Source organism: Mesorhizobium robiniae (genome assembly GCF_040545535.1).
GTDB lineage: Bacteria > Pseudomonadota > Alphaproteobacteria > Rhizobiales > Rhizobiaceae > Mesorhizobium > Mesorhizobium robiniae.
The window spans coordinates 645,212-666,104 of the sequence record NZ_JBEPMC010000003.1 but is presented as its reverse complement, the minus strand read 5'-3'; the positions used below and the strand labels follow the sequence as shown (position 1 = coordinate 666,104).

The window sequence follows — 20,893 nt, the reverse complement described above, 5'->3', positions numbered from 1 at the left end:
CAGAGCCTGTCCTGCCGGGACGCGAAGGAACGCGAACCTGCGCGCCCAATAACCTCTCCACCGAGCGTGTTTGCCATATGCAACGAGCATGGCAGCCCGAAAAATCCTTGATCCAGAGCCGATTTTTGCGCGCGCCCCGCATCGAACTGCGCTAAAAGCGCCGTGGTCGGACCAGCGCCCATCGTGGAAGAGCCCCGCCGGCCGATACACAATCTCGCCGGGGCCATTCACAAAGTGATAGCCGAACATCCATCACCCGACCAACGCTATGCCGCCTTCCGGCACAAGCCCTACCTAAGCTATTGGGCAGCGCGTTTCCTCTCCACATTCGCCACCCAGATCGTCTCTGTCGCCGTCGGCTGGCAGGTGTATGACCTGACCCGCGATCCGTTCGATCTCGGCCTTGTCGGCATTGTCCAGTTCCTGCCTTCGCTGCTGCTGGTGCTGGTCACCGGGGTGGTTGCAGACCGTTTCGGACGCCGTTTGATCATGGCGCTGACGGTCCTGCTGGAGGCGATCTGCGCGCTGGCGCTGTTGCTGCTGACGCTGCGCGGCCTTAGCGGACCGGCGTTGATCTTCGGCGTGCTCGCCATGTTCGGCATCGCGCGCGCCTTCTTCGGACCGGCCGCAGCGTCGCTGTTCGCCAATCTCGTGCCACCAGAGGATTTTGGCAATGCAATCGCCTGGAATTCGTCGGCCTGGCAGACGGCAACCATCATCGGACCGGTCGCCGGCGGCCTGCTCTACGGGCTTTCGGCGGAAGCAGCGTACGGCACCGCTGCCGTTTTGATGCTTGTCGCCGCGGTGCTGATCTTCACCATCCCGAAGCCTGCTCAGCGCAGTGAGACCGACAAGCCGACGATGCAGACCCTGTTCGCCGGCTTCGGCTATATCTGGAACGAGAAAATCGTGCTCGGCGCCATTTCGCTCGACCTGTTCGCCGTGCTCTTGTCCGGCGCCACGGCACTGCTGCCGGTCTATGCGCGCGACATCCTCGAACTCGGCCCATGGGGCCTGGGACTGTTGCGCTCGGCGCCGGGCATCGGCGCTATCTGCGTTGCCATCTGGCTGGCCGGACATCCAATCCGCAACCACGCTGGCCTGGTCATGCTCGGCTTCGTCGCGCTGTTCGGCACCTTTACCGTGGTGTTCGGCCTCTCCACCATCACCTGGCTGTCGATCGCAGCGCTCGCCTTGCTCGGCGCCACCGATATGTTCAGCGTCTACATCAGAGAGACGCTGATCCAGCTGTGGACGCCGGACCAGGTGCGCGGCCGCGTCAACGCCGTCAATCAGGTTTTCGTCGGCGCCTCCAATGAGCTCGGCGAATTCCGCGCCGGCACCATGGCGGCATTGATCGGCACTGTGCCCGCGGTGGTGATTGGCGGCGTCGGCGCAGTCGTTGTTGCCGGGCTGTGGGCGGTGCTGTTCCCGCAGCTGCGCAAGGTGCGCCACCTCAACGGACGAAACTGATCCAGGATGCACTGATCCGGGTCGTCCACGCGAGTTCAGCGAGGTGCTGGGAGGGCCGCCAGCCAAGCGACGAGAACCAACGGACAGCGCACCCGCGGTCGCGTAACGCGGCGGGCCTCCGCTAGCTTAAAATTTGTTCGGCGACAGCTTCTTCGATACCAGCTGCCGCTTGGGCGGCAAGACCGCGGGCCGCTGCCTGTGAATCGTAAAATTCCTCGAGTGCATAGACCCTGCCCCACCGCAGGGTGAACACGTGGAGACCACGGTTGACGTACGTCGCGTCGCCGTTGAGCAGCGTTGCGCTGCCGTCCCACTGGGCAAACACGGTGGTATGCCACGGCCAGCCCTTCACCCAGATGTGGTTGACCGTGAGATGGAGAGTGGGCAGGACACGGCCGAGGCGCTCAAACCAGCGGCGCAGAGCTTCTTTGTCGTGGCGCTCACCACCAAGCGCGTGGGCGCCTGAAACCCGGTGATGGACATGCGGCACGATTGCTTTCACCGCCGCGTCCCAACGGTGGTTGTTGACGTCGTCGAAGCTTTGTCGGATCGATTTCTCGACGAAATAGCTGTATAGCATTGACCTCTCCTCCAAGCTTAATGGGTGGCGTGATCGGGGCACCGTGTGGCGAGCAGCGCGACGCGAGAGCCCACGATCAGCAGCACGCCGGCTGCGGTCTGCACCTCGGGTCAGCGCGTTGCCGCGTCGGCTCGCAGATGCATGTCAGTCTCGGTCGAGACCATCACCTCCTCGCCCGACCTTGAGAACGCGTAAAGCGAGTCCTGGTGGCCCGGCAAGGAAAAGGCCACGGAGTCGCCGTCGGCGAGGCCCATGACGACGCGCAGCGGATCGCCTCCAATCTTCGGTGCGAAGGTGGCGGTGACCTCCAGGAGGCCGCGGTCGACCGGGACGTAGTAGACCACCATGTCGAGGTTTCCCTCGTGCAGGCTGCCGCCTTCGATCGGGCGTCCGAGGGTTGCTTCCTCGGCGAAAGCCGGGGTCGCAAGAAACATCGCTGCCAGGAGCGATGCGTTCAGGGTTTTGCGGATCATCTCATATCTCCTTCTTTTAGATTGCGTTCACCCTCTATATAGGGTATAGATTACGAATGCAATCTAAAAAAGGAGATGACGATGCGCGTAAGTCGCAGCCAGGCCGCGGAAAACCGCGAAACCGTGATCAATGTGGCAAGCCGCCTTTTTCGGGAGCGCGGCTTTGACGGTATCGGCCTCAAGGATCTTATGAAGGGTGCCGGACTGACCCAGGGCGCCTTCTACAAGCAGTTCGCATCGAAGGAAGACCTGGAGGCGCAGGCGTCCAGGCGGGCGATGGAGAGCGCCACCCACCGTTGGTCGGCCGCGACTGCGGCAAAGCCTGAGGATCCGCTTGGCGCAGTGGTCGCGTTCTACCTCAGCATGGACCATCGCGGAGAAAAGATGGACGGCTGCCCCGTCGTGGCACTCGGCTCGGATGCCGCCAGACAGGGTGCCGACGTGAAGGCGTCATTCGAGGCCGGGATCAGGGAATATCTCGAGATGCTCGGCAGTTGGGTTGGCGAGGCCGACGGCGAAGAGGCTGGCGGCAAGCCCATGGCCATTCTCTCGACAATGGTCGGCGCGGTGCTGCTCTCGCGCGTCGTCAACGACGCCGATCTCGCGCAGGCTTTTCTGGATGCAGCGACCGATCAGGTCCGCGAAGCAGTCGCCACTCGAACGGCGTGAGCAACGCTGGCGGCCCACCCAAATCGATAGGAGACCAGATGCGACGCATCGTTGTTACAGGCATGGGAGCGGTCACGCCCCTTGCTGCCAATGTCGAAGCGTCCTGGTCGCGCCTCCTGGCCGGTCGTTCGGGCATCCGTAGGCTTTCGGACGATGTCGTGGGAGATCTGCCGGCGAAGATCGGCGGCGTGGTTCCCTCCTTGGAAGAAGATCCGGACGCTGGTTTCGATCCCGATGCCATCCTGGCTGCGAAAGATCGGCGCAAGGTGGATCGGTTCATTCTCTTTGCTCTGGCGGCGGCAGAAGAGGCGCTTGCGCAGGCGAAATGGAAGCCTGCCTTGGAGACGGATCGCCTGCGCACGGCAACGATCATCGCTTCAGGGGTCGGCGGGTTCCCAGCCATAACCGAGGCGGTGCGCACGGTCGACCTACGTGGCGCCCGCCGTCTCTCGCCTTTTACGGTGCCATCCTTCCTGGTGAACCTCGCGGCGGGCCACATCTCGATCCGTCATGGCTTCAAAGGCCCATTGGGCGCGCCGGTGACGGCGTGCGCGGCCGGCATCCAGGCGATCGGCGATGCCGCTCGTCTCATCCGCGCAAACGAGGCCGACATCGCCGTGTGCGGTGGAACGGAAGCATGCATGAATATTGTCAGTCTCGGTGGGTTTGCTGCCGCACGCTCTCTTTCCACCGGCTTCAACTGGGCGCCGGCTCAGGCTTCACGGCCTTTCGACATGTCGCGGGACGGCTTCGTCATGGGCGAAGGGGCCGGCATCCTGATTATCGAGGAACTGAGCCACGCGCTTGCGCGCCGCGCGAAACCATTCGCCGAGCTCGTCGGCTACGGCACGACGTCGGATGCTCATCACGTCACCTCCGGTCCCGAGGACGGCAACGGCGCGCGCCGAGCCATGGAGATCGCGATTGCCCAAGCCGGCATTTCGCCGCGCGAGGTATCTCATCTCAACGCGCATGCGACCTCAACGCCGGTCGGCGACCTCGGCGAAATCGAAGCGATAAAGAGCGTGTTCGGACACGATTTGGCGATCGCTGTCAGCGCAACCAAATCGGCGACCGGACACCTGCTCGGAGCCGCCGGTGGGCTTGGAGCCATCTTCGCAATCTTGGCGCTGAGGGATCAAGTGGCGCCACCAACCCTTAATTTGAGCGCTCCGGATCCAGCCGGGGACGGGATCGACTTCGTCGCAAACCAAGCCCGCCCGATGGGAATGGACTACGCGATCTCCAACGGCTTCGGCTTCGGAGGCGTCAATGCCAGCGTGCTATTCCGGCGCTGGACGGACCAGCTGGCCGGCGCGAGCGCCAGAGGCAGTCATGACTGACGCCCTTTGCTCCGACCTTTCATGCTTCTCCCAATGCAAAGAAGGAAATGATTTCCCATGAACAAGACCACTCCTGGCGTCGCTCTCGTCACAGGGGCATCCTCCGGCATCGGGCGCGCAACCGCCAACACCCTACGGAACGCGGGCTTTCACGTATTCGGAACCAGCCGTCACACGGTCGCCGAACGATCCGACGGCGTTACCATGCTGACTTGCGACGTGACCGACGACGCGTCCGTTGCGAAAATGGTCGATGATGTTCTGGCCAAGGCCGGACGCATCGACCTGCTTGTCAACAACGCCGGCATGGGTCTGTTTGGCGGCGCGGAGGAGTCCTCGACCGCCCAAGCCCAGGCGCTGTTCGACGTGAACGTCTTCGGCGTTTTCCGCGTGACCAACGCGGTGTTGCCGGCAATGCGACGCCAAGGGAAGGGCAGAATCGTTAATTTGAGTTCGGTACAGGGGTTCATCCCCGCCCCTTATTTCGCGCTTTATTCGTCGACCAAACATGCCATCGAGGGTTATTCCGAATCGCTCGATCACGAATTGCGCCCGTTCGGCATTCGCGTTTCGTTGGTGGAGCCCGCCTATACCCGTACGTCATTCGAGGACAATCTCGCCGCCCCCGATCAGTTGCTTGATGTCTATGACTCCGCGCGCGCTGGCATGACTATAACCGTGCGGAAATCGATGGAAAAAGGCGATGCGCCCGAAGTGGTAGCCGAGACCGTTTTGGCCGCTGCGACCGATCCCACTCCGAAGAGGCGTTATGCGGCCGGAAAAATGGCACGCCAGGTCAGTTTTCTGCGCCGTTTCGTCCCCACATCCGCATTCGACAAGAGCCTGCGAAAGCAACTCGGGCTGCCGGTCTGACGTCGACATCAACGACTCCTGCTTCGGACGGAGCCGGCAGGAATTGTCAGCGCGAAGCCGCCATCTGCGGCCGCCTGCCGCGGCGGTCGGTGCCCTACGCGGTCATGCTGCCTCCGCGCCTCGCAGGGGTGCCTTGAAGAGATTGCCGCCGATGGCGCGCGCGGCGGCTAATTGAGAGGCCGGATCCTGCGTCTCCGAGCCGAGCAGGAGCTCGGATGTCACGACGGATGCGCCACAGTAATCGAAGATGCCATGATCGATCTGCGTCTTCATGGCTCCGAAATAGCCGTGCCGCGCATAGGTTCGCAAATTGGCGCCTCCGATGGCAACCAGATGAACCCGGAGGTGGCGAAGCCTCTTCACCAGTTTGGCGTCCGGGCCTTCATCGTAAGCCCAGCCATTTGCGAATACCCGATCGATCCATCCCTTGAGAAGCCCCGGCATCGACCACCAATAGACGGGATAGACCAGCACAAGCGCATCGGCGCGATCGATCCTCGCTTGCTCGGCGGCAACGTCGGCCGAGGGCGGCGTCTCCCTGCGATGGACGGCGAGATCAGTCGCGGTGAACCTCGGATCGAAGCCTTCCGCCCCAAGGTCGGCAATTTCGAAGGAATTGCCGGGATCGGACAGGGACACACCCTCGGCGACATGCCTGGCGACGCTATGGCTGAGCGACCTGGGATCGGGATGCGCGATAACGATGAGCGCGTGCATGTCGAAAACTCCTGCTGGTTGGTTGCGGCCGAACGGCCAAGTTTATATACTCTTAGTAAGTTACTTTTGGTACATAAGCATGTCAAGCGACGAAACAAGTGAACAGGCTTCCCATTCGCGACCGCGTCGCCGGCTGGCGCGGGAGGACCGGCATCGCCAGCTTCTGGATGTCGCATGGCGGCTGATCCGCGAAGAAGGAACGGAAGCCTTGACGCTCGGACGGCTGGCCGAGCAGTCGGCTGTTACAAAACCCGTGGTTTACGACCATTTCGGCACGCGGTCCGGGTTGCTGGCGGCGCTCTACCGGGAATTCGACGCGCGTCAGAATTCGCTCATGGACGCCGCGCTGCAGGCGAGCGAACCGACCTTGGCGGGCCGAGCCGCGGTCATCGCGTCTTCCTATGTCGACTGCGTGCTTCTCCAAGGCCGCGAGATACCCGGCGTCATCGCGGCGCTTGCCGGTTCGCCTGAGCTTGAAAGGATCAAGCGCGACTACGAGGCGGCGTTCATCGAGAAGTGCCGGATTGCGCTTGCCCCGTTCACCGGAACTGGTGCTGTCGCTTCAGCGGGCCTTTGGGCGATGCTCGGTGCAGCCGAGGCCCTGTCCTATGCTGCCGCGACCGGAGAAATCACGGCCGCGCAAGCGCGGGACGAACTCTTCGAAACAATCGTCGCAATGGTCGCCAGAAGCGCACGCCCGGCATACGCTAGGCCGTAGACACATAACCCTTTGATCCAGTAGCGAAGTGCAAAATCCCTCAGATCAACCAGCGACGCATCACAAGGCTACCTTCCAGAGCCCCTGAATGCTCACCTGGCAAGCAGTTTTATGAGTTTACGGCTTGGGGCGACACCTTGTAGATTGGACACATGGCACTCAAACGGATGGATAACGTAGGAATCGTCGCCGATGACCTCGAAGCGACGATTGATTTCTTTCGCGAGCTCGGCCTTGAGCTCGAAGGGCGAGGCACGGTCGAAGGAGAATGGGCCGGACGTGTCACTGGACTGGGCGATCAGCGCGTCGAGATTGCCATGATGCGCATGCCGGACGGCCTCGGTCGGCTCGAGCTGTCCCGCTTCCTCACGCCGCCTGCCGTCGCGGATCACCGCAACGCCCCGGTTAATTCCCTGGGCTACCTGCGCGTCATGTTCGCCGTGGACGACATCGACGAGACGCTTGAAAGGCTCCGCAATCGCGGCGCGCAGCTCGTAGGCGAAGTAGTCCAGTATAAAAATGTGTATCGGCTCTGCTACATCCGCGGGCCCGAAGGGCTTCTCATCGGACTCGCCCAGGAGCTCAGTTGAGCACAATACGACGACAATGACGAAGGGCGACCAATGTCAGCGTGCGCGTCTCACAAAGGGTCCGTTGTTGGACTGGATTAGGACAGCGCGGGCTTGCCGAAGATCGTCTGCAGGAATTCGCCGAGCCAGCGCTTCAGATGCATGTCCCAGATCAGCCGGCCACCTAGATGATCGCGGCCGGGCTGTGCGCCGGGCAACTCGAAGCGGTGCGCGCCGCGAACGACCCAGCGCTGCATCATCGCCCGGGTCAATTCGCCATGGAACTGAATGCCCCAGGCATTGTCGCCGTAACGAAAGGCCTGATTGGGATAAGTCTCGGCCGTAGCCAGCAGCGTCGCGCCACTCGGCAGCGAAAAGCCTTCGCGGTGAAACTGGTAGACCATCTCAGGCCAGTGCATCAGCTTCCGGCCCGCCTCTGTCGCCTGCAGCGGATACCAGCCGATCTCGACCAGCCCCTCGCCATGACCCTCGACCTTGCCGCCAAGATGATTGACCAGCATCTGCGCGCCGAGGCAGATGCCGAGCAACGGCCGGTTCTCCCTGAGCGGCACTTTCAGCCAGTCGGTCTCGCGGCGAACGAAGTCGTCCTCGTCATTGGCGCTCATCGGTCCGCCGAACACCACGGTCCCGGCATGACCGTCCAGTGTTTCCGGCAAGGCGTCGCCGAGCGGCGGGCAGCGGAGATCGAGGTCGAAGCCTTCTTCGATTAGCATGTGGCCGATGCGCCCGGGGCTTGAACTCTCCTGATGCAGCACGATCAGGATTTTTGGTCTCGGCCTCGGCGTGGATGGCATAGGGATCCCGTCTATTCGTCGCTCGACGTTCCAGTGGCGCCAGGCGCTTCGGCGGCCGCCTTGCGGCGTGCCTCGACGCGGTCACGGCGTTCGACACCGATCAGCTCGGCGACCCGCCAAACGATATTGTCCTCGAGTTCGTGCAATTCGCCATCGGCATAGACGATTTCCCACATCAGGCCGATGAAGGCTTTTCGCGCGTCTGGATCCAGCTGGCGCTTCAACACGCTGGTGAAGGCATAGAGGTCTACCGCCTCATTGTCGGCCCGCTCGCCGGCGGCCGCCAGCGCGTCGAGCTCATCGCCGCTGATCGAATAGCTTTCCGCCAGCACCGCCTTGAAGCGCTCCCATTCGGCATCCTGACGCACGCCGTCGGCATTCATCACGTGGTAGAGAAGGGCGGATGCGGCAACACGCGGATCATCGGCGTTGTTGCGGGCGCTGCCACCTGCCGGCAGGTCCTTCAGAAAGGACAGAACGCGTTCGAACATCTGATTCTTACTTTCCATCGGCCAAAACTATCAAGCTCAGCCAAATCAAAACAACCGAAACTTGCGTGGTGATTTTTGGTCTTCGTCGTCCGGATCGACGCCGGGATCATCGGGCAGCCGAGCCAGTTCCTCCGCCGGTTCGACAGATTCGGCATCCGGCGGCACCGCGGCAAAGGCCGCGGCGGTGACCGGCGCTACCTGGTCTTCGTCGCGTTCCGATGCCGCGGCGGCCGGTTTCTCGGCCGAAACAGCGGGGGTGAGCTCGATCACGTTTTCCTTTGCCGGCTTGATTGGCGCCGCGATGGTCGGCACCGCGGCATCCGGCGCATCCTCATGGCTGTCGATGAGCTGGCCGAGCCGCTCCATCGGCGCCCGCCATTCGAAGGCGTCGAGCTTGCCGGTGATCGGCGACACCGGCGCCCAGCGGTCGGAGACGACGCCGTCGGCGACCCAGGCCGGATCGCGCGGTGCACGCACTGCCTTGGACAAAAGCTGCCGCACCTTGCCCTGATCGCCGGTCTCGGCCTCCTCGATGTCGGCCAGAAGCAGATAGGCGCCTTCGCGGCGATCCATGCGAATGGCTGCCTCGGCCTCCTGGCGGGCGGTCTTGTAATCTTGCGCATCGAGCGCCGCGCGCGCCACCGTCAGCGACGATTCGGCGTGGTTCTTCTTCATCTCCTGCAGCTTTTTCGCCCGGTTCAGGCGGTCGAGGACGGCATCGGCAGGCCGGGCGTGGGTGTAAAGCTCGGCGATTTCCGGATGCGGCTCGGCTTTCCACGCCGCTTCGAGGATCTTCGCGCCCTTGCGCACATCGTTCTGCCTGAAGAGCAGTTTTGCTGCGACGACTGCCGCCGGCGCGAAGTCCGGCCGCAGCCGATTGGCCTCGATGGCAGCGGTTTTGGCGGCATTGGGATCGCTGTCGATCAGCGCCTGCGCCTTGGCGGTGAGCAGCACGGCACGGCGCCGGTTGGCGGCATCGCGCTCGATCTGGCGCGTCGATTTCTGCGCCTCGACCAGTTTCAGCGCGCCGTCCCAGTCGCCGCGTCCGGTCAGGTCTTCCAGCGTCGATTCGGCGGCCCAGGCCAGTTGCGGCGCCACCGCCGCGGCGCGGCCGGCATAATGCCGCGCCGCGTTGCGATCGCCGAGGCGCTCGGCCTCGAGATAAAGCCCGCGCAGGCCGAGCAGCCGCATTTCGGGATCGTCGAGCATGATCTCGAACTTTTCGCGGGCGCCTTCATGGTCGCCTTCGAGCAGCGAGGCTTGCGCCTCCAGCAGCTGGATCAGCGGCTCCTGGTCGGAACGGATCAGCTTTGCCGCTTCCTTTGTCTTCTTGCGGGCGAGCGCTCCATCACCGGCGCCGGCGGCGATCATGCCGGTCGACAGCGCCTGATAGCCACGGTCGCGGCGGCGAACGCGGAAATAACGCGAGATGGTATAGGGGCTGTTCCACAGCGACTTGATCAGCCACCAAACGATCATCACCGCGGCAACGACGGCAACGACCGCCACTGCCGCCACCATCAGGCTGACCTGGTACTGGTAGCCGCTGAAGGTGACGACCATCTCGCCCGGCCGGTCGGCCAGCCAGGCGAAACCGAGCCCAAGCGCGAAAACAACGGCAAGGAAAAGCAGAATGCGGATCATCAGGTTTTCCTCACGCCTTCATCGCACGTGATATCAGCGCGTCGACCTGCGTCTCGACCTCGATCCGCGCCTTCAGTTTGCCGGCAAAGTCGGCGCCGGCGGCCTTCACCGCTTCGGGCAGCGTATCGTATTCGCTGAGCGCCTTGGCGTAGTCGCCCTGGCTGACCGCCACCTCCATACGCGCGACGGTTTCCGGTGCTCCAGCGCCTTCGACGGCTCCTATCGGCCTGACCTTGACCAGTGATTCGGCGCTCGACAGCAGGTTTTGCAGGAAGCCGGCATTCTGGTCGACGGGCTCGGAGGCAGTAATCATAGCATTGGCCGCGGCGGGTACTTCGGCGGCTATCTGGGCACGGGTCGGAACGCCCTTTTCGGCGTAGGGACGCAAGGTCCCGATCTCCGGCGCGTTCGGCGAAATCGCCGCAAGAGTTTCGAGTTCGGCGGCGAACGGCGCACCACGGTCGAGCGCTGCCTTCAGCGCCGAAGCGGCAATGGCGAGCGCGACCTTCGGCTGCCCCGCCTGTGCCTCGACCTTGCCGGAAAGCTGCGACACCGCCTGTTCCAGCGCTGCAAGCCGGCCATCCTGCGCCGTTGCCGTCTCACCGGCGGATTTTACCGCCGCGTCGAGCCCGGTCAGCTTCTCATTGAGCGGACCGAGATCGATCGGCGCGCTGTTGCCGGCCTGGCCAAGGGCCGCAACCGCCGTCTCGATCTGCTTGACCCTGTCGCCAAGGGCAGCAAGCCCGGCAGTGTCACCGGCCCCGCCCCGCTCGACCGCCGATTTCAGCGCCGCGACATCCGTCTTGACCTGATCCAGCGCCGACGACAGACCGTCTACCTTGGCCGACGCATCATTGTTGCCGGCTGTGTCCTTGAGCCCGGCGATCTCGCTCTTCAGCGAAGCGATTTCGCCATTGATGCCGTCGAGCGATACGCCGCCGGCGCCTGGCGCGCCGAGCAGGCCGGCAAACTGCAGGCCTCCGGCGGCAGCGAGCGCGATGACGCCGCCGATAATGCCGGCAGCGATGCCGTTGATGCCGCCACGCTTCGGCTGCGCTGCCAGGTCTTCATTCCTCGGCTCCTTCGGCGCTTCCGCGGTCCCGCTGGCCCTCGTCTCACTGGTTTTGGCAGATGCGTCGTCGAAGCTGTAGTCGAAGGCCCGTTTCGCTGATGCGTCGGAGCCGGCCGGATAGGTCGGTTTGGGTCCTTCAGGACCTTTGACGCCGCCCTCTGCCGGCTCTTCCGGACCGGCCGGCGGGGCCGCATCGGCATGTTCCCACGGCTCGATGTCGGTCTGGTCGGCATGCATGGGTTCTTCGGGCGCGCCCGGCTGCGACGCGTTCGCCGCCTCCTCCGCCTTTGCCTCGTCGGTCCGCCCGTTCGCGGCATTCTCGTCGGCAACGCGCGAGACGGCCCCGGGTTCGAGCTCGATGGTCACAGGTTCGCGACGGCTTTTCGAATGCCGCATCTTCGGCGTCTTGACCATGCTTGGGCTCCGCAAAATTCGCTTCGGGATGGTTCAGAAAGGGTCTAGCACATCACCAAGCGGTGAAAAGGGGCGGCGTGATGGCACGGGTCAACGCCACATCTGCAAAAGCTGCAGCAGCGCCTCCTCGCTGGGCTCTGGCGCAACGCGAAGCTTTTCTGAGGCGACGGTCTCCAAGGCTGCGGCGATACGTCCGGACAGGGCGAAAAACCACGTCTCTTCAAAAAGCCCACGCAGCGCCGGCCGCCCGGTCAGGGCCTGCATTGCTGCCGCCGCCCTGGCCGAATAAAGAAGCACGGCTTCAACCGGCTGGCCGGACAAGCGCGCAAGGATAGCAGCGTCCGAATGGTCCAGGGTGACTGTGTCGTAGGTCTCGATGGCGCGGATCTGGACACCAGCGGCTTTCAGCCGCGCCTCGAACGCCGGGAACCGCACGCGTCCGCACAGATAGACGACCGTCCTTGCCGCGAGGTCGCCGGCGAGCGTGTCGGCCAACCCCTCCGCGTCACCCGGGCCTTCGCTGACGGACAGGAATCCCGCAGCGCGGGCCGCTTCCGCTGTCCTTTTGCCGACGGCATAGCAAGGCAAGGCGGCGAGCCCCGCGATGATTTCCTTCGGCGCATGGCGCACGGCATTGGCGCTGGTGACCGCAACCGCGGCGGCATTGGTTGTGACCCCGTCCACATCGACGGGCAGAGCCACCGTTTCGGTCAATGGCAGCAGGATCGGCTGAAAATCCTCGTCCTCAAGCCGCCGCATTGTGCGCGAGGCGCCCGGTTCCGGCCTCGTCACCAGGACGCGAACCATGTCAGGCCCAGCCGTCGAAGAATTTTTCGCCGGCCTTGGCCCGCACGGTCCTGGCGGCTTCGTCGCCGATGCGAGCGGCGTCCTGCGCCGGGCCTTGCGCCTTGACCTCGTGGGATTGCGTGCCGTCCGGAGAGATGATCAGCCCGGCGAAGGAGACCGTTCCGCCCGATATCGTCGCATGGCCGGCGATCGGCGTGCGGCACGACCCGTCGAGCGCCGCCAGAAAGGCGCGTTCGCAGGCCAGCGCCTGTCCGGTCGGCACATCATGGATTGCCGTCAGCATCTTTTCCACATTGAGGTCGCCGATGCGGCTTTCGATGCAGATCGCGCCTTGCCCCGGCGCCGGAGGAAAGGTGTCGAGCGGCATCAGATCGGTGATGACATCTTCGAGCCCGAGCCGCTTCAGCCCGGCAAAGGCGAGGATGGTGCCGTCGGCGACGCCCTCGTCGAGCTTGCGCAGCCGCGTCTGCACATTGCCGCGGAACATCACCACGTCGAGGTCCGGCCGCATGCGCCGGATCAATGCCTGGCGCCGCAGCGACGACGAGCCGACCTTCGCGCCTTGCGGCAGTCCGGCGATTGTCTTCGCCGCTTTGCCGATGAAAGCGTCGCGCGCATCCTCGCGCGGCAGAAAGGCGGACAGCTCCAGCCCGTCGGGCAAGACCGTCGGCATGTCCTTCGACGAATGCACGGCGATGTCGATACGGCGCGCCAGCAGCGCTTCCTCGATTTCCTTGGTGAACAGCCCCTTGCCGCCGGCTTCCGACAGCGGCCGGTCCTGGATGCGGTCGCCGCTGGTCGAGATGACGACCACCTCGAATGCCTCGACCGGCAAGCTGTGCGCGGCCATCAGCCGCGCCTGCGTTTCGTGCGCTTGGGCCAACGCCAGCGGGCTGCCGCGTGTTCCGATTTTCAAGGTTGTTTGCATGGCGCGCGGTCCGTGATAACCCGGCCAGAACATTTCCAGCGAGGGCTTTGCCGGGCCTTCTCCTAACGGGGAAAGGCCAGCTATACAATCTTCTAGGGACAGCGACGAATTGATCCGCGTTCTGGGCATTGAGACGAGTTGCGACGAGACCGCCGCCAGCGTGGTGACGCTGGATGGCGGCGCGCCCAAAATCCTGTCCGATATCGTGCTCAGCCAGATCGAGGAGCATGCCGCCTTCGGCGGCGTCGTGCCGGAAATCGCCGCGCGCGCCCATGTCGAGGCGCTGGACGGCATCATCGAAGCAGCGCTGGCCGATTCGGGCGTCGATCTCGCCGACATCGACGCGATCGCCGCGACCGCCGGGCCCGGCCTCGTCGGTGGGCTGATCGTCGGCCTGATGACGGCGAAAGCCATTGCCGCAGCAGCAAACAAGCCGCTGATCGCCATCAATCACCTCGAAGGCCATGCGCTGACCGCGCGGCTGACCGACGGGCTCGACTTTCCCTACCTTTTGCTGCTGGTGTCCGGTGGCCACACGCAGATCGTCGCCGTGCGTGGCGTTGGCGACTACCAGCGCTGGGCGACGACCATCGACGATGCGCTCGGCGAAGCTTTCGACAAAACCGCCAAAATGCTCGGACTGCCCTATCCCGGCGGGCCGAATGTCGAGAAGGCGGCGGCATCAGGCGACGCCGCACGCTTCGCCTTCCCGCGGCCGATGAAGGGCTCGGCGCAGCCCGACTTTTCCTTTTCGGGGCTGAAGACCGCCGTGCGCCAGGCAGCAACGGCCATCGCCCCGTTGAGCGACCTGGACGTCGCCGACATCTGCGCCTCGTTCCAGGCGGCGGTTGCGGATGCGCTGGATGATCGCGTTTCGAGAGCGCTGGCCCGTTTTCGCGAAACTTTTCCTGATAAGCAAAATCCTGCGCTGGTTGTTGCCGGCGGCGTCGCTGCCAACCGGACGATCAAGACGACACTGGAAGCCTTGTGCGAGAAAGCCGGCTTTGCTTTCGTCGCGCCGCCGCTCAAACTTTGCACCGACAATGCGGCGATGATCGCCTGGGCCGGCATCGAGCGGCTGCGCGCCGGCACATCAGGTGAGAACGCTGCCGATTTCGTGCCGCGCTCGCGCTGGCCACTGGACAGCATCTCTGCCCCGATGGTCGGCTCGGGCCGACGTGGGGCCAAGGCATGACTAGCGGCGGGCACAAGGCGCCAAGCGGCTGGCGCATTGCCGTGCTCGGCGGGGGTGCCTGGGGCACGGCACTGGCGCTGGCCATGTTGCGAGCCGGTCATTTCGTCCGCCTCTATGCGCGCGACCCGGAGACCGTCGCCGCGATCGACCGTGGCGAGAATTCGCGCTATCTGCCTGGTATCGCGCTCCAGGCCGGCATCGTGGCGACGAGCGACATCGAGGCCGCGCTCGACGGCGCCGACTGCGTGCTGGCGGCGGCGCCGGCGCAATCGCTGCGCGCCATGCTGGGGACCGCGAAGACCCATATGCCAAAAGACGTCCCGCTGGTCCTCTGCGCCAAGGGCATCGAGCGCGACACCGGCGCTTTGCTGTCGGCAATCGCCAGGGAGATCCTGCCCAACAATCCGGTCGCCGCCCTGTCCGGTCCGAGCTTCGCCACCGATGTCGCCAGAGGCCTGCCAACCGCCGTAGTCGTCGCCGCGCACGACGCGGATCTGGCCGCCGACCTTGCCGCCCGCTTTTCGGCCGAGAATTTGCGCTGCTATTCGAGCGACGACCTGATCGGCATCGAGATCGGCGGGGCGCTGAAGAACGTCTTCGCCATCGCTGCCGGTGCCGTCACCGGCGCCGGGCTCGGCGCCAGCGCCCAGGCCGCCATGGTGACGCGCGGCTTCGTCGAATTGCGCCGCATTGGCGCTGCCTTCGGCGCGAAACCGGAAACGCTGATGGGGCTTTCCGGTCTCGGCGACCTCTTGCTCACCTGCTCGTCCACGCAGTCGCGCAACTTCGCCTACGGGATGGCCTTGGGCCAAAGCAAGCCGCTTGCCGGCCTGCCGCTGGCCGAAGGCGTGCCGACGGCGGCGATCGCCGCCCGTATCGCCATCGAGCGCGGCATCGACACGCCGATCATCACCGCTGTATCAGCCATACTGGACGGCACGATCACCATCCATCAGGCTGTGTCGGCGCTGATGACACGACCGCTGAAGACCGAAACTGACGTGTAATCTCGAACAATCCGGAGATGGAAAGATGCTGTTTGCGTTGATGTGCAAGGACAAGCCTGGAAACCTACAGGTGCGGCTCGATACGCGGCCCGAGCATATTGCCTTTTTGGAAGGATTGAACGGCGAGAACAAGCTGGCCTTCGCCGGTCCGTTTCTCGATGCCGACGGCAAGCCGAACGGCAGCCTCGTCGTGGTCGAGGCGCCCGATCTGGCCGCGGCACAAGCCCTGTCGGCGGCAGACCCCTACGCCAAGGCCGGGCTGTTCGAAAGCGTCGAAATCAGGCAATGGAACTGGACCTTCAACAAACCTGCGAGCGCATGATCCCGAAAAGCGGAATCGATTTTCGGAAAGGATCATGCGCAAAATCAAAGTGCTACAGCGTCCTTTGCGCGTCTGAAAGACGTGCGGCGCTGTAGCTGATTTCCAGCCGTCAGGAGGAGCAAAACGATGAACTACTGGCTGTTCAAATCGGAACCCTCGGTCTTCTCCTTCGAAGCGCTGAAGGCAAAGGGCGAGGCCGGCACGCAATGGGACGGCGTGCGCAACTATGCGGCACGCAACAACATGAAGGCGATGCAGATCGGCGATCTCGGCTTCTTCTACCATTCCAACGACGGGCTCGACGTTGTCGGCATCGCCGAGGTCTGCGGGCTGGCCCATCAGGACAGCACCACTGACGATCCGCGCTGGGAATGCGTCGATATCCGCGCCGTCAAAGATGTGCCGAAGCCGGTGACGCTGGAACAGGTCAAGGCCAATCCCAAGCTTGCCGAGATGGCATTGGTCCGGCTCGGACGGCTTTCCGTGCAGCCGGTGACGCCGGCCGAATGGAAAGAGGTCTGCCGCATGGGCGGCCTGACGCCGGCTCCGTGACAGCGCTGACGCCAAACAGCGCGAAAAACTTCATCCTCGACAACACGGCGCTGATGGCGCCGCCGCATGTGCCGGAGATCCTGCTGCATCTGGCCGACGAAGCGCATGATCTGTGGGAGCGGACCGAGGACGAACTGGCCGAAATCGGCCTGCCGCCGCCCTTCTGGGCCTTCGCCTGGGCTGGCGGCCAGGGCCTTGCCCGCTACATCCTCGACAATCCGTCCGCTGTGCGCGGCAAGCGTGTGCTCGACTTCGCCTCCGGCTCCGGCCTTGTCGCCGTTGCCGCTGCAAAGGCCGGCGCGGCAGAGGTGATCGCCGCCGACATCGACCCGTTCTGCGCGACCGCGATCCGCCTCAATGCCGAGGCCAATGGCGTCGGGATAGAATTCTTCGGCAGCGACAGCATCGGAACCGATGCGGGCTGGGATGTGGTTCTGGCCGGCGACGTCTTCTACGACCAATCCTTCGCCGACAGGCTGATGCCATGGTTCGCGACGCTCAAGACGCGCGGCGCCGACATCCTCCTTGGCGATCCCGGCCGCTCCTATCTGCCGAAGACGGGGCTGGAACCGCTTGCCGTCTATGAGGTGGCGGTGACCCGGGCGCTGGAGGATTCCCTGGTCAAGCGCACGACCGTCTGGCGCTTTGCTTGACGGCACCGCCGAACGGGCGTTCCTTCACGCGTCGATTTTGAGACTATGCACGGCGTTGTCGCAAAACCGCTGGGACCCTCGGGTCATGCCCGAGGGCAGGCTTTGGGGGACATGCTTCCGGGAGGGGGAAATCATGGATTTTTCAGCAGTAAACTGGCTGGCGGTTATCGTCGCCGCCGTGGTGGCGTGGTTGTTCGGCGCCGCCTGGTACATGGGTTTGAGCAAGCCCTGGCTCAAAGCCGCCAAGCTTGATCCGGCGACCATGAGTAAATCGCCGCTGCCCTTCGTTATCAGCTTCGTCGCGGAAATTGTCATGGCGCTCGTCATGTCACTGATCATCGGAGCGATGACCGGCGGCCAACCGAACCTTGTCGCCGGGCTGGTCTTCGGCTTCGTGCTGTGGCTTGGTTTCGTTGCCACGACGCTCTCCGTCAACCATCGCTACGAAGGCTTCGGCTGGGATTTGACCCTCATCGACGCCGGCCACTGGTTGGTCGTGCTGCTGCTCATCGGCGCGGTGATCGGCTGGTTCGGCGTGCCGGAAGTCGCTGGTTGAGCGTTGCCGCTCAGAAAATGGGGCGACACTGGACCATGATCCCGAAAAGTGGATACCGGTTTTCGGAAAAGATCGTGATCAAACAATAAGTTAGAGCCCCATCCCGATTCTATCGGGATGGAACAGGCTCTAAAGCTCGTCCCAACTTTGGCGTGTCGGATCTGGCTGCGGCTTGTGGACTTCGTTTAGGAGCCAATCCCTGAACGCTACGATCCTGGCGTCATCAGCAGAGCCCCGCGGATAGACCAGGTGATAGGCGAAGTCGGGCGCAACCTTGATGCCCAGCGCGAATGGCCGCACCAGCCGGCCTTCGGAAAGATCGTTCGCCACCATGGCGAATTCGGCGAGCGCCACTGCATTGCCGTCGAGCGCGGCCTGCACCGCATCCGATGAGCTGCCGAAGACAATGGTCCGGCTGTCATCGAAATCGTCGACACCCGCGGCCGCCATCCACATGCGCCAGTTCGGCCAGGTCACACCCTGGCGCGACCACGCGATATGGGCGAGCGTGTGATGGAAGAGATCGCGCGGCTCCTTCAGCGGCGGTCCCGCCCTGAGCAGCGCCGGACTGCACACGGGAATGATCATGTTGTCGAACAGGCGATGGCTGCAAAGCCCCTGATATTTCCCGGTGCCGAAGCGGATACCGACATCGACGTCGTCAAGATCGAAGTCGCGCACTTCATAGGAGATGTCGAAGCGCAGGTCGATCTCAGGCTGATGCTTGCGAAAATCGTCGACGCGCCGCATCAGCCATTTTGTCGCGAACTGCGCGTCGAGCGTAATCTTCAGCAAAGCCGTGCCGCGCGTCATCTTGTGCGCTCGCGAAACCGCCCGGCCAAGCAGGTCGAGCGCATCGGCCGAGGCCTCGAACAGCACCGTACCCGCCTCGGTCAGCCTTATGGTGCGGCTCGTACGCGTGAACAGCACGAGGCCTAGCTGATCCTCGATTTCCTTGATCTGGTGGCTGACCGCCGCCGGCGTCAAGCCGAGCTCATCGGCGGCGCGGGTGAAATTGAGGTGCCGGGCCGCCGCCTCCAGCGTCCTCAGCGCACGGGTTCCAGGCAGCAGGCGCGCCATCACAGTGGAATGATTTTTGGCATAATCATGCCCTTGATCCACAAATTAAACTTGATGATCTGAAAAAAACTACTCGTTTCCCTGTTAGATTTCAATCCGGCATGATGTGACCATCGAGAAACTATCAAACCGGATTTGATGTCCGGATGGAACGGATCACGTCATGTCACACATTGCTTTGAAGTCTCCTTCTGCCAGACCAATCTGGCTGCGCGCGGCAATTGAGTGGTTCCACCACGCGAGAATCGCGATCAACCTCCCGCATGAGCCCAGCCTCCCGCGTGAAAATGTCGAGGACCTCTCGGACCGCCAACTGCGCGACATCGGCGCGGAGCGGAAGAATGTCGCCCGCGCCATGGACCAGGAACTAGGCCGGCTAGGCCTGCTCGACATCGGCTGGCAGAAGCCGAGGCACTAGAAAGGCAGTAGGCCGTAGGGAATAGGCAGTGGGAAAGAGAGAATACTGCTTTTCCCTACTGCCTACTGCCTACTGCCTTTCCCCTACCTCACCACCTTCACCACCGTGCGGTCCGACAGCAGCGGCAGCAATCGCGCCATGGTGCGCGCCGTCACCGCGACGCAGCCTTGCGTCGGCGTGAAGCCGGGACGCGCCAGATGAAAGAAGATGGCGCTGCCGCGCCCGCGGCGACGCGGCGCAATGTTCCAGTCGAGCACCAGGCAGGCATCATACAGCCGGTCGTCGCGCAGCATCCGCTCGTGGCTGGCGCCGTAGGGAATCTTGACCGGGCGGTTGTAGTTGCGGTCATCAGGCACCTCGCACCAGCCGAGATCGGGACCGATCGGCGCCATCGCCAGCCGGGTTTTGCGGCCCCCGGAAAAATGGTCGTTACGGAAATATCCCAACAGGATCCGCATCGAACCAAGCGGCGTGGCGCCGTCGCCCTCGCGCTTGCCGGCCGATATGCCGCCGCGTCCCAGCGCACATGAAAACACCAGTTTGCCAGCTTGCAGAAACCCCTGGCTGGGGTGGCCGGGTCTGGCGCGCACGGTGAGAACACGAAGCCCTTTTGGCAAAAATGCGCTCGCCTCATTGCACACGCGTTTTTTCTTGTATGATCGTGTCACGGAACAAATCATTGTGATCGGCTGTTGTGCCGGTCAGCTTCCGCATAAACAGGCAGCGGTCAACTGAATTTTCTTTTCAAAACAACGGATTGATCCATGACTTCACGCACCATTCTGATCGTCGATGACGATGACGACCTGCGCGGCACGCTCGTCGAGCAATTATCCCTTTACGAGGAATTCGACGTCCTGCAGGAATCGAACGCCGCCAAAGGCGTTGCCACGGCCCGCGGCGGACTCATCGATCTGCTCATCATGGATGTCGGCCTGCCCGACATGGATGGCCGGGAGGCGGTGAAGATATTGCGCAAGGGCGGCTACAAGTCGCCCATCATCATGCTGACTGGACACGATACCGATTCCGACACGATTCTCGGTCTCGAAGCCGGTGCCAACGACTATGTTACCAAGCCGTTCCGCTTCGCGGTTCTTTTGGCCCGCATCCGTGCGCAGCTTCGCCAGCATGAGCAGAGTGAAGACGCCACCTTCTCGGTCGGCCCCTACACTTTCAAGCCTAGCCAGAAGCTTCTGATCGATCAGCGCGGCGCCAAGGTGCGGCTGACCGAGAAGGAAGCCTCGATCATCAAATATCTCTATCGCGCCGACCAGAAGGTGGTGACGCGCGACGTGCTGCTCGAGGAAGTCTGGGGCTACAATTCCGGCGTCACCACGCACACGCTGGAAACCCATGTCTATCGGCTGCGCCAGAAGATCGAGCGTGATCCTTCCAATGCAGAAATTCTTGTGACAGAAAGCGGCGGCTACAAGCTGGTTCCTTAAACATTTCATCATCTATTGAGCGGTCGGGAGAGGGGCGCTTTTCGGGTACGGTCCTGAGGCTGGAGGCGGTTCTGGA

At 63.5% G+C, this 20,893-nt stretch carries 25 protein-coding genes; 14 read left to right on the top strand and 11 right to left on the bottom strand.

All coding sequences use genetic code 11. The annotated features are described in order from the left end of the window. The first annotated feature begins 234 nt into the window (after positions 1–234). Positions 235–1,473, top strand: coding sequence for an MFS transporter (locus tag ABID19_RS11430; protein ID WP_354490675.1), 1,239 nt, complete (start codon positions 235–237; stop codon positions 1,471–1,473). A gap of 121 nt (positions 1,474–1,594) precedes the next feature. On the opposite strand, the gene ABID19_RS11425 is transcribed toward ABID19_RS11430, so the two are convergent. Together ABID19_RS11425 and ABID19_RS11420 are read right to left on the bottom strand one after the other, a co-directional pair. Continuing rightward, positions 1,595–2,053, bottom strand: coding sequence for a nuclear transport factor 2 family protein (locus ABID19_RS11425; RefSeq protein ID WP_354490516.1), 459 nt, complete (start codon positions 2,051–2,053; stop codon positions 1,595–1,597). A 110-nt stretch (positions 2,054–2,163) separates the two neighbouring features. After that, on the bottom strand, positions 2,164–2,526 hold the full coding sequence (locus ABID19_RS11420) for a hypothetical protein (RefSeq protein ID WP_354490514.1): 363 nt from the start codon (positions 2,524–2,526) through the stop codon (positions 2,164–2,166). Between the two features lie 81 nt (positions 2,527–2,607). Here ABID19_RS11420 and ABID19_RS11415 point away from each other — a divergent pair, with 81 nt between their 5' ends. From ABID19_RS11415 to ABID19_RS11405, 3 genes are read left to right on the top strand one after another with little or no spacing between them, the layout of a single operon-like run. Then, positions 2,608–3,195: a TetR/AcrR family transcriptional regulator gene (locus ABID19_RS11415; protein WP_354490512.1), complete on the top strand. Its 588-nt coding sequence runs from the start codon at positions 2,608–2,610 to the stop codon at positions 3,193–3,195. Between the two features lie 38 nt (positions 3,196–3,233). Beyond that, positions 3,234–4,538, top strand: coding sequence for a beta-ketoacyl-ACP synthase II (gene fabF / locus ABID19_RS11410; RefSeq protein WP_354490510.1), 1,305 nt, complete (start codon positions 3,234–3,236; stop codon positions 4,536–4,538). A 57-nt stretch (positions 4,539–4,595) separates the two neighbouring features. Next, positions 4,596–5,411 (top strand): oxidoreductase, encoded by an 816-nt coding sequence (locus ABID19_RS11405; protein WP_354490509.1) that lies wholly within the window; start codon positions 4,596–4,598, stop codon positions 5,409–5,411. Positions 5,412–5,513: 102 nt separating this feature from the next. Here the strand turns inward: ABID19_RS11405 and ABID19_RS11400 are convergent, their stop codons facing one another. Then, positions 5,514–6,128 (bottom strand): NAD(P)H-dependent oxidoreductase, encoded by a 615-nt coding sequence (locus ABID19_RS11400; protein WP_354490507.1) that lies wholly within the window; start codon positions 6,126–6,128, stop codon positions 5,514–5,516. A 79-nt stretch (positions 6,129–6,207) separates the two neighbouring features. Between ABID19_RS11400 and ABID19_RS11395 the strand changes: the two genes are divergently transcribed. Both ABID19_RS11395 and ABID19_RS11390 read left to right on the top strand, forming a co-directional pair. Next, positions 6,208–6,846: a TetR/AcrR family transcriptional regulator gene (locus ABID19_RS11395; protein ID WP_354490505.1), complete on the top strand. Its 639-nt coding sequence runs from the start codon at positions 6,208–6,210 to the stop codon at positions 6,844–6,846. Positions 6,847–6,998: 152 nt separating this feature from the next. Continuing rightward, on the top strand, positions 6,999–7,436 hold the full coding sequence (locus ABID19_RS11390) for a VOC family protein (RefSeq protein WP_354490503.1): 438 nt from the start codon (positions 6,999–7,001) through the stop codon (positions 7,434–7,436). A 77-nt stretch (positions 7,437–7,513) separates the two neighbouring features. Here the strand turns inward: ABID19_RS11390 and ABID19_RS11385 are convergent, their stop codons facing one another. From ABID19_RS11385 to hemC, 6 genes are all read right to left on the bottom strand, one after another. Further along, the gene (locus tag ABID19_RS11385) at positions 7,514–8,230 is read right to left on the bottom strand and encodes a glutamine amidotransferase (protein ID WP_354490501.1); all 717 of its coding nucleotides are present in this window, start codon (positions 8,228–8,230) and stop codon (positions 7,514–7,516) included. An 11-nt stretch (positions 8,231–8,241) separates the two neighbouring features. Then, entirely contained in the window at positions 8,242–8,721 is a 480-nt protein-coding gene (locus ABID19_RS11380; protein WP_354490500.1) for a tellurite resistance TerB family protein, read from the bottom strand. A 45-nt stretch (positions 8,722–8,766) separates the two neighbouring features. Next, positions 8,767–10,365 carry a heme biosynthesis protein HemY gene (locus ABID19_RS11375; protein ID WP_354490498.1) on the bottom strand — a complete coding sequence of 533 codons (1,599 nt, stop codon included), beginning with the start codon at positions 10,363–10,365 and terminating at the stop codon, positions 8,767–8,769. A gap of 10 nt (positions 10,366–10,375) precedes the next feature. Then, positions 10,376–11,851, bottom strand: coding sequence for a COG4223 family protein (locus ABID19_RS11370; RefSeq protein WP_354490496.1), 1,476 nt, complete (start codon positions 11,849–11,851; stop codon positions 10,376–10,378). Positions 11,852–11,941: 90 nt separating this feature from the next. After that, positions 11,942–12,658 carry a uroporphyrinogen-III synthase gene (locus ABID19_RS11365; RefSeq protein ID WP_354490494.1) on the bottom strand — a complete coding sequence of 239 codons (717 nt, stop codon included), beginning with the start codon at positions 12,656–12,658 and terminating at the stop codon, positions 11,942–11,944. A 1-nt stretch (position 12,659) separates the two neighbouring features. After that, entirely contained in the window at positions 12,660–13,586 is a 927-nt protein-coding gene (gene hemC / locus ABID19_RS11360) for a hydroxymethylbilane synthase (RefSeq protein WP_354490492.1), read from the bottom strand. 112 nt (positions 13,587–13,698) lie between these two features. On the opposite strand from hemC, the gene tsaD reads away from it, so the two are divergent. From tsaD to ABID19_RS11330, 6 genes are all read left to right on the top strand, one after another. After that, on the top strand, positions 13,699–14,781 hold the full coding sequence (gene tsaD, locus ABID19_RS11355) for a tRNA (adenosine(37)-N6)-threonylcarbamoyltransferase complex transferase subunit TsaD (RefSeq protein WP_354490674.1): 1,083 nt from the start codon (positions 13,699–13,701) through the stop codon (positions 14,779–14,781). Then, positions 14,778–15,788: an NAD(P)H-dependent glycerol-3-phosphate dehydrogenase gene (locus tag ABID19_RS11350; RefSeq protein ID WP_354490490.1), complete on the top strand. Its 1,011-nt coding sequence runs from the start codon at positions 14,778–14,780 to the stop codon at positions 15,786–15,788. The genes tsaD and ABID19_RS11350 overlap by 4 nt, the downstream gene beginning before the upstream one ends. A gap of 25 nt (positions 15,789–15,813) precedes the next feature. After that, positions 15,814–16,110, top strand: a complete 297-nt coding sequence (locus ABID19_RS11345) for a YciI-like protein (RefSeq protein ID WP_354490488.1) — start codon at positions 15,814–15,816, stop codon at positions 16,108–16,110. 126 nt (positions 16,111–16,236) lie between these two features. After that, positions 16,237–16,662, top strand: coding sequence for an EVE domain-containing protein (locus tag ABID19_RS11340; protein ID WP_354490487.1), 426 nt, complete (start codon positions 16,237–16,239; stop codon positions 16,660–16,662). Beyond that, the gene (locus tag ABID19_RS11335) at positions 16,617–17,315 is read left to right on the top strand and encodes a class I SAM-dependent methyltransferase (RefSeq protein ID WP_354490485.1); all 699 of its coding nucleotides are present in this window, start codon (positions 16,617–16,619) and stop codon (positions 17,313–17,315) included. Before ABID19_RS11340 ends, ABID19_RS11335 begins: the two co-directional genes overlap by 46 nt. Before the next feature lie 133 nt (positions 17,316–17,448). After that, positions 17,449–17,871 (top strand): DUF1761 domain-containing protein, encoded by a 423-nt coding sequence (locus ABID19_RS11330; RefSeq protein WP_354490673.1) that lies wholly within the window; start codon positions 17,449–17,451, stop codon positions 17,869–17,871. A 129-nt stretch (positions 17,872–18,000) separates the two neighbouring features. On the opposite strand, the gene gcvA is transcribed toward ABID19_RS11330, so the two are convergent. Then, a complete protein-coding gene (gene gcvA, locus ABID19_RS11325; RefSeq protein WP_354490483.1) occupies positions 18,001–18,951 on the bottom strand; it encodes a transcriptional regulator GcvA in 951 nt (316 codons plus the stop codon). Between the two features lie 163 nt (positions 18,952–19,114). Between gcvA and ABID19_RS11320 the strand changes: the two genes are divergently transcribed. Beyond that, positions 19,115–19,369 carry a hypothetical protein gene (locus ABID19_RS11320; RefSeq protein ID WP_354490482.1) on the top strand — a complete coding sequence of 85 codons (255 nt, stop codon included), beginning with the start codon at positions 19,115–19,117 and terminating at the stop codon, positions 19,367–19,369. 83 nt (positions 19,370–19,452) lie between these two features. Here ABID19_RS11320 and ABID19_RS11315 read toward each other — a convergent pair whose 3' ends face one another. Beyond that, positions 19,453–20,049, bottom strand: a complete 597-nt coding sequence (locus tag ABID19_RS11315) for a L,D-transpeptidase family protein (RefSeq protein WP_352928687.1) — start codon at positions 20,047–20,049, stop codon at positions 19,453–19,455. Positions 20,050–20,133: 84 nt separating this feature from the next. Here ABID19_RS11315 and ABID19_RS11310 point away from each other — a divergent pair, with 84 nt between their 5' ends. Continuing rightward, the gene (locus tag ABID19_RS11310) at positions 20,134–20,817 is read left to right on the top strand and encodes a response regulator transcription factor (protein WP_352928689.1); all 684 of its coding nucleotides are present in this window, start codon (positions 20,134–20,136) and stop codon (positions 20,815–20,817) included. Positions 20,818–20,893 lie beyond the last annotated feature (76 nt).

Bases quoted from the DNA above. Each gene is read 5' to 3' on its own strand.
- ABID19_RS11415 (WP_354490512.1), top strand. From the start codon at position 2,608: ATGCGCGTAAGTCGCAGCCAGGCCGCGGAAAACCGCGAAACCGTGATC.
- ABID19_RS11345 (WP_354490488.1), top strand. From the start codon at position 15,814: ATGCTGTTTGCGTTGATGTGCAAGGACAAGCCTGGAAACCTACAGGTG.
- ABID19_RS11390 (WP_354490503.1), top strand. From the start codon at position 6,999: ATGGCACTCAAACGGATGGATAACGTAGGAATCGTCGCCGATGACCTC.
- ABID19_RS11335 (WP_354490485.1), top strand. From the start codon at position 16,617: ATGGAAAGAGGTCTGCCGCATGGGCGGCCTGACGCCGGCTCCGTGACA.
- ABID19_RS11395 (WP_354490505.1), top strand. From the start codon at position 6,208: ATGTCAAGCGACGAAACAAGTGAACAGGCTTCCCATTCGCGACCGCGT.
- ABID19_RS11370 (WP_354490496.1), bottom strand. From the start codon at position 11,851: ATGGTCAAGACGCCGAAGATGCGGCATTCGAAAAGCCGTCGCGAACCT.
- ABID19_RS11365 (WP_354490494.1), bottom strand. From the start codon at position 12,658: ATGGTTCGCGTCCTGGTGACGAGGCCGGAACCGGGCGCCTCGCGCACA.
- gcvA (WP_354490483.1), bottom strand. From the start codon at position 18,951: ATGGCGCGCCTGCTGCCTGGAACCCGTGCGCTGAGGACGCTGGAGGCG.
- ABID19_RS11400 (WP_354490507.1), bottom strand. From the start codon at position 6,128: ATGCACGCGCTCATCGTTATCGCGCATCCCGATCCCAGGTCGCTCAGC.
- ABID19_RS11315 (WP_352928687.1), bottom strand. From the start codon at position 20,049: ATGATTTGTTCCGTGACACGATCATACAAGAAAAAACGCGTGTGCAAT.
- hemC (WP_354490492.1), bottom strand. From the start codon at position 13,586: ATGCAAACAACCTTGAAAATCGGAACACGCGGCAGCCCGCTGGCGTTG.
- ABID19_RS11350 (WP_354490490.1), top strand. From the start codon at position 14,778: ATGACTAGCGGCGGGCACAAGGCGCCAAGCGGCTGGCGCATTGCCGTG.
- ABID19_RS11405 (WP_354490509.1), top strand. From the start codon at position 4,596: ATGAACAAGACCACTCCTGGCGTCGCTCTCGTCACAGGGGCATCCTCC.
- ABID19_RS11320 (WP_354490482.1), top strand. From the start codon at position 19,115: ATGTCACACATTGCTTTGAAGTCTCCTTCTGCCAGACCAATCTGGCTG.
- ABID19_RS11375 (WP_354490498.1), bottom strand. From the start codon at position 10,365: ATGATCCGCATTCTGCTTTTCCTTGCCGTTGTTTTCGCGCTTGGGCTC.
- ABID19_RS11340 (WP_354490487.1), top strand. From the start codon at position 16,237: ATGAACTACTGGCTGTTCAAATCGGAACCCTCGGTCTTCTCCTTCGAA.
- ABID19_RS11310 (WP_352928689.1), top strand. From the start codon at position 20,134: ATGACTTCACGCACCATTCTGATCGTCGATGACGATGACGACCTGCGC.
- fabF (WP_354490510.1), top strand. From the start codon at position 3,234: ATGCGACGCATCGTTGTTACAGGCATGGGAGCGGTCACGCCCCTTGCT.
- ABID19_RS11420 (WP_354490514.1), bottom strand. From the start codon at position 2,526: ATGATCCGCAAAACCCTGAACGCATCGCTCCTGGCAGCGATGTTTCTT.
- ABID19_RS11330 (WP_354490673.1), top strand. From the start codon at position 17,449: ATGGATTTTTCAGCAGTAAACTGGCTGGCGGTTATCGTCGCCGCCGTG.
- ABID19_RS11380 (WP_354490500.1), bottom strand. From the start codon at position 8,721: ATGTTCGAACGCGTTCTGTCCTTTCTGAAGGACCTGCCGGCAGGTGGC.
- ABID19_RS11385 (WP_354490501.1), bottom strand. From the start codon at position 8,230: ATGCCATCCACGCCGAGGCCGAGACCAAAAATCCTGATCGTGCTGCAT.
- ABID19_RS11425 (WP_354490516.1), bottom strand. From the start codon at position 2,053: ATGCTATACAGCTATTTCGTCGAGAAATCGATCCGACAAAGCTTCGAC.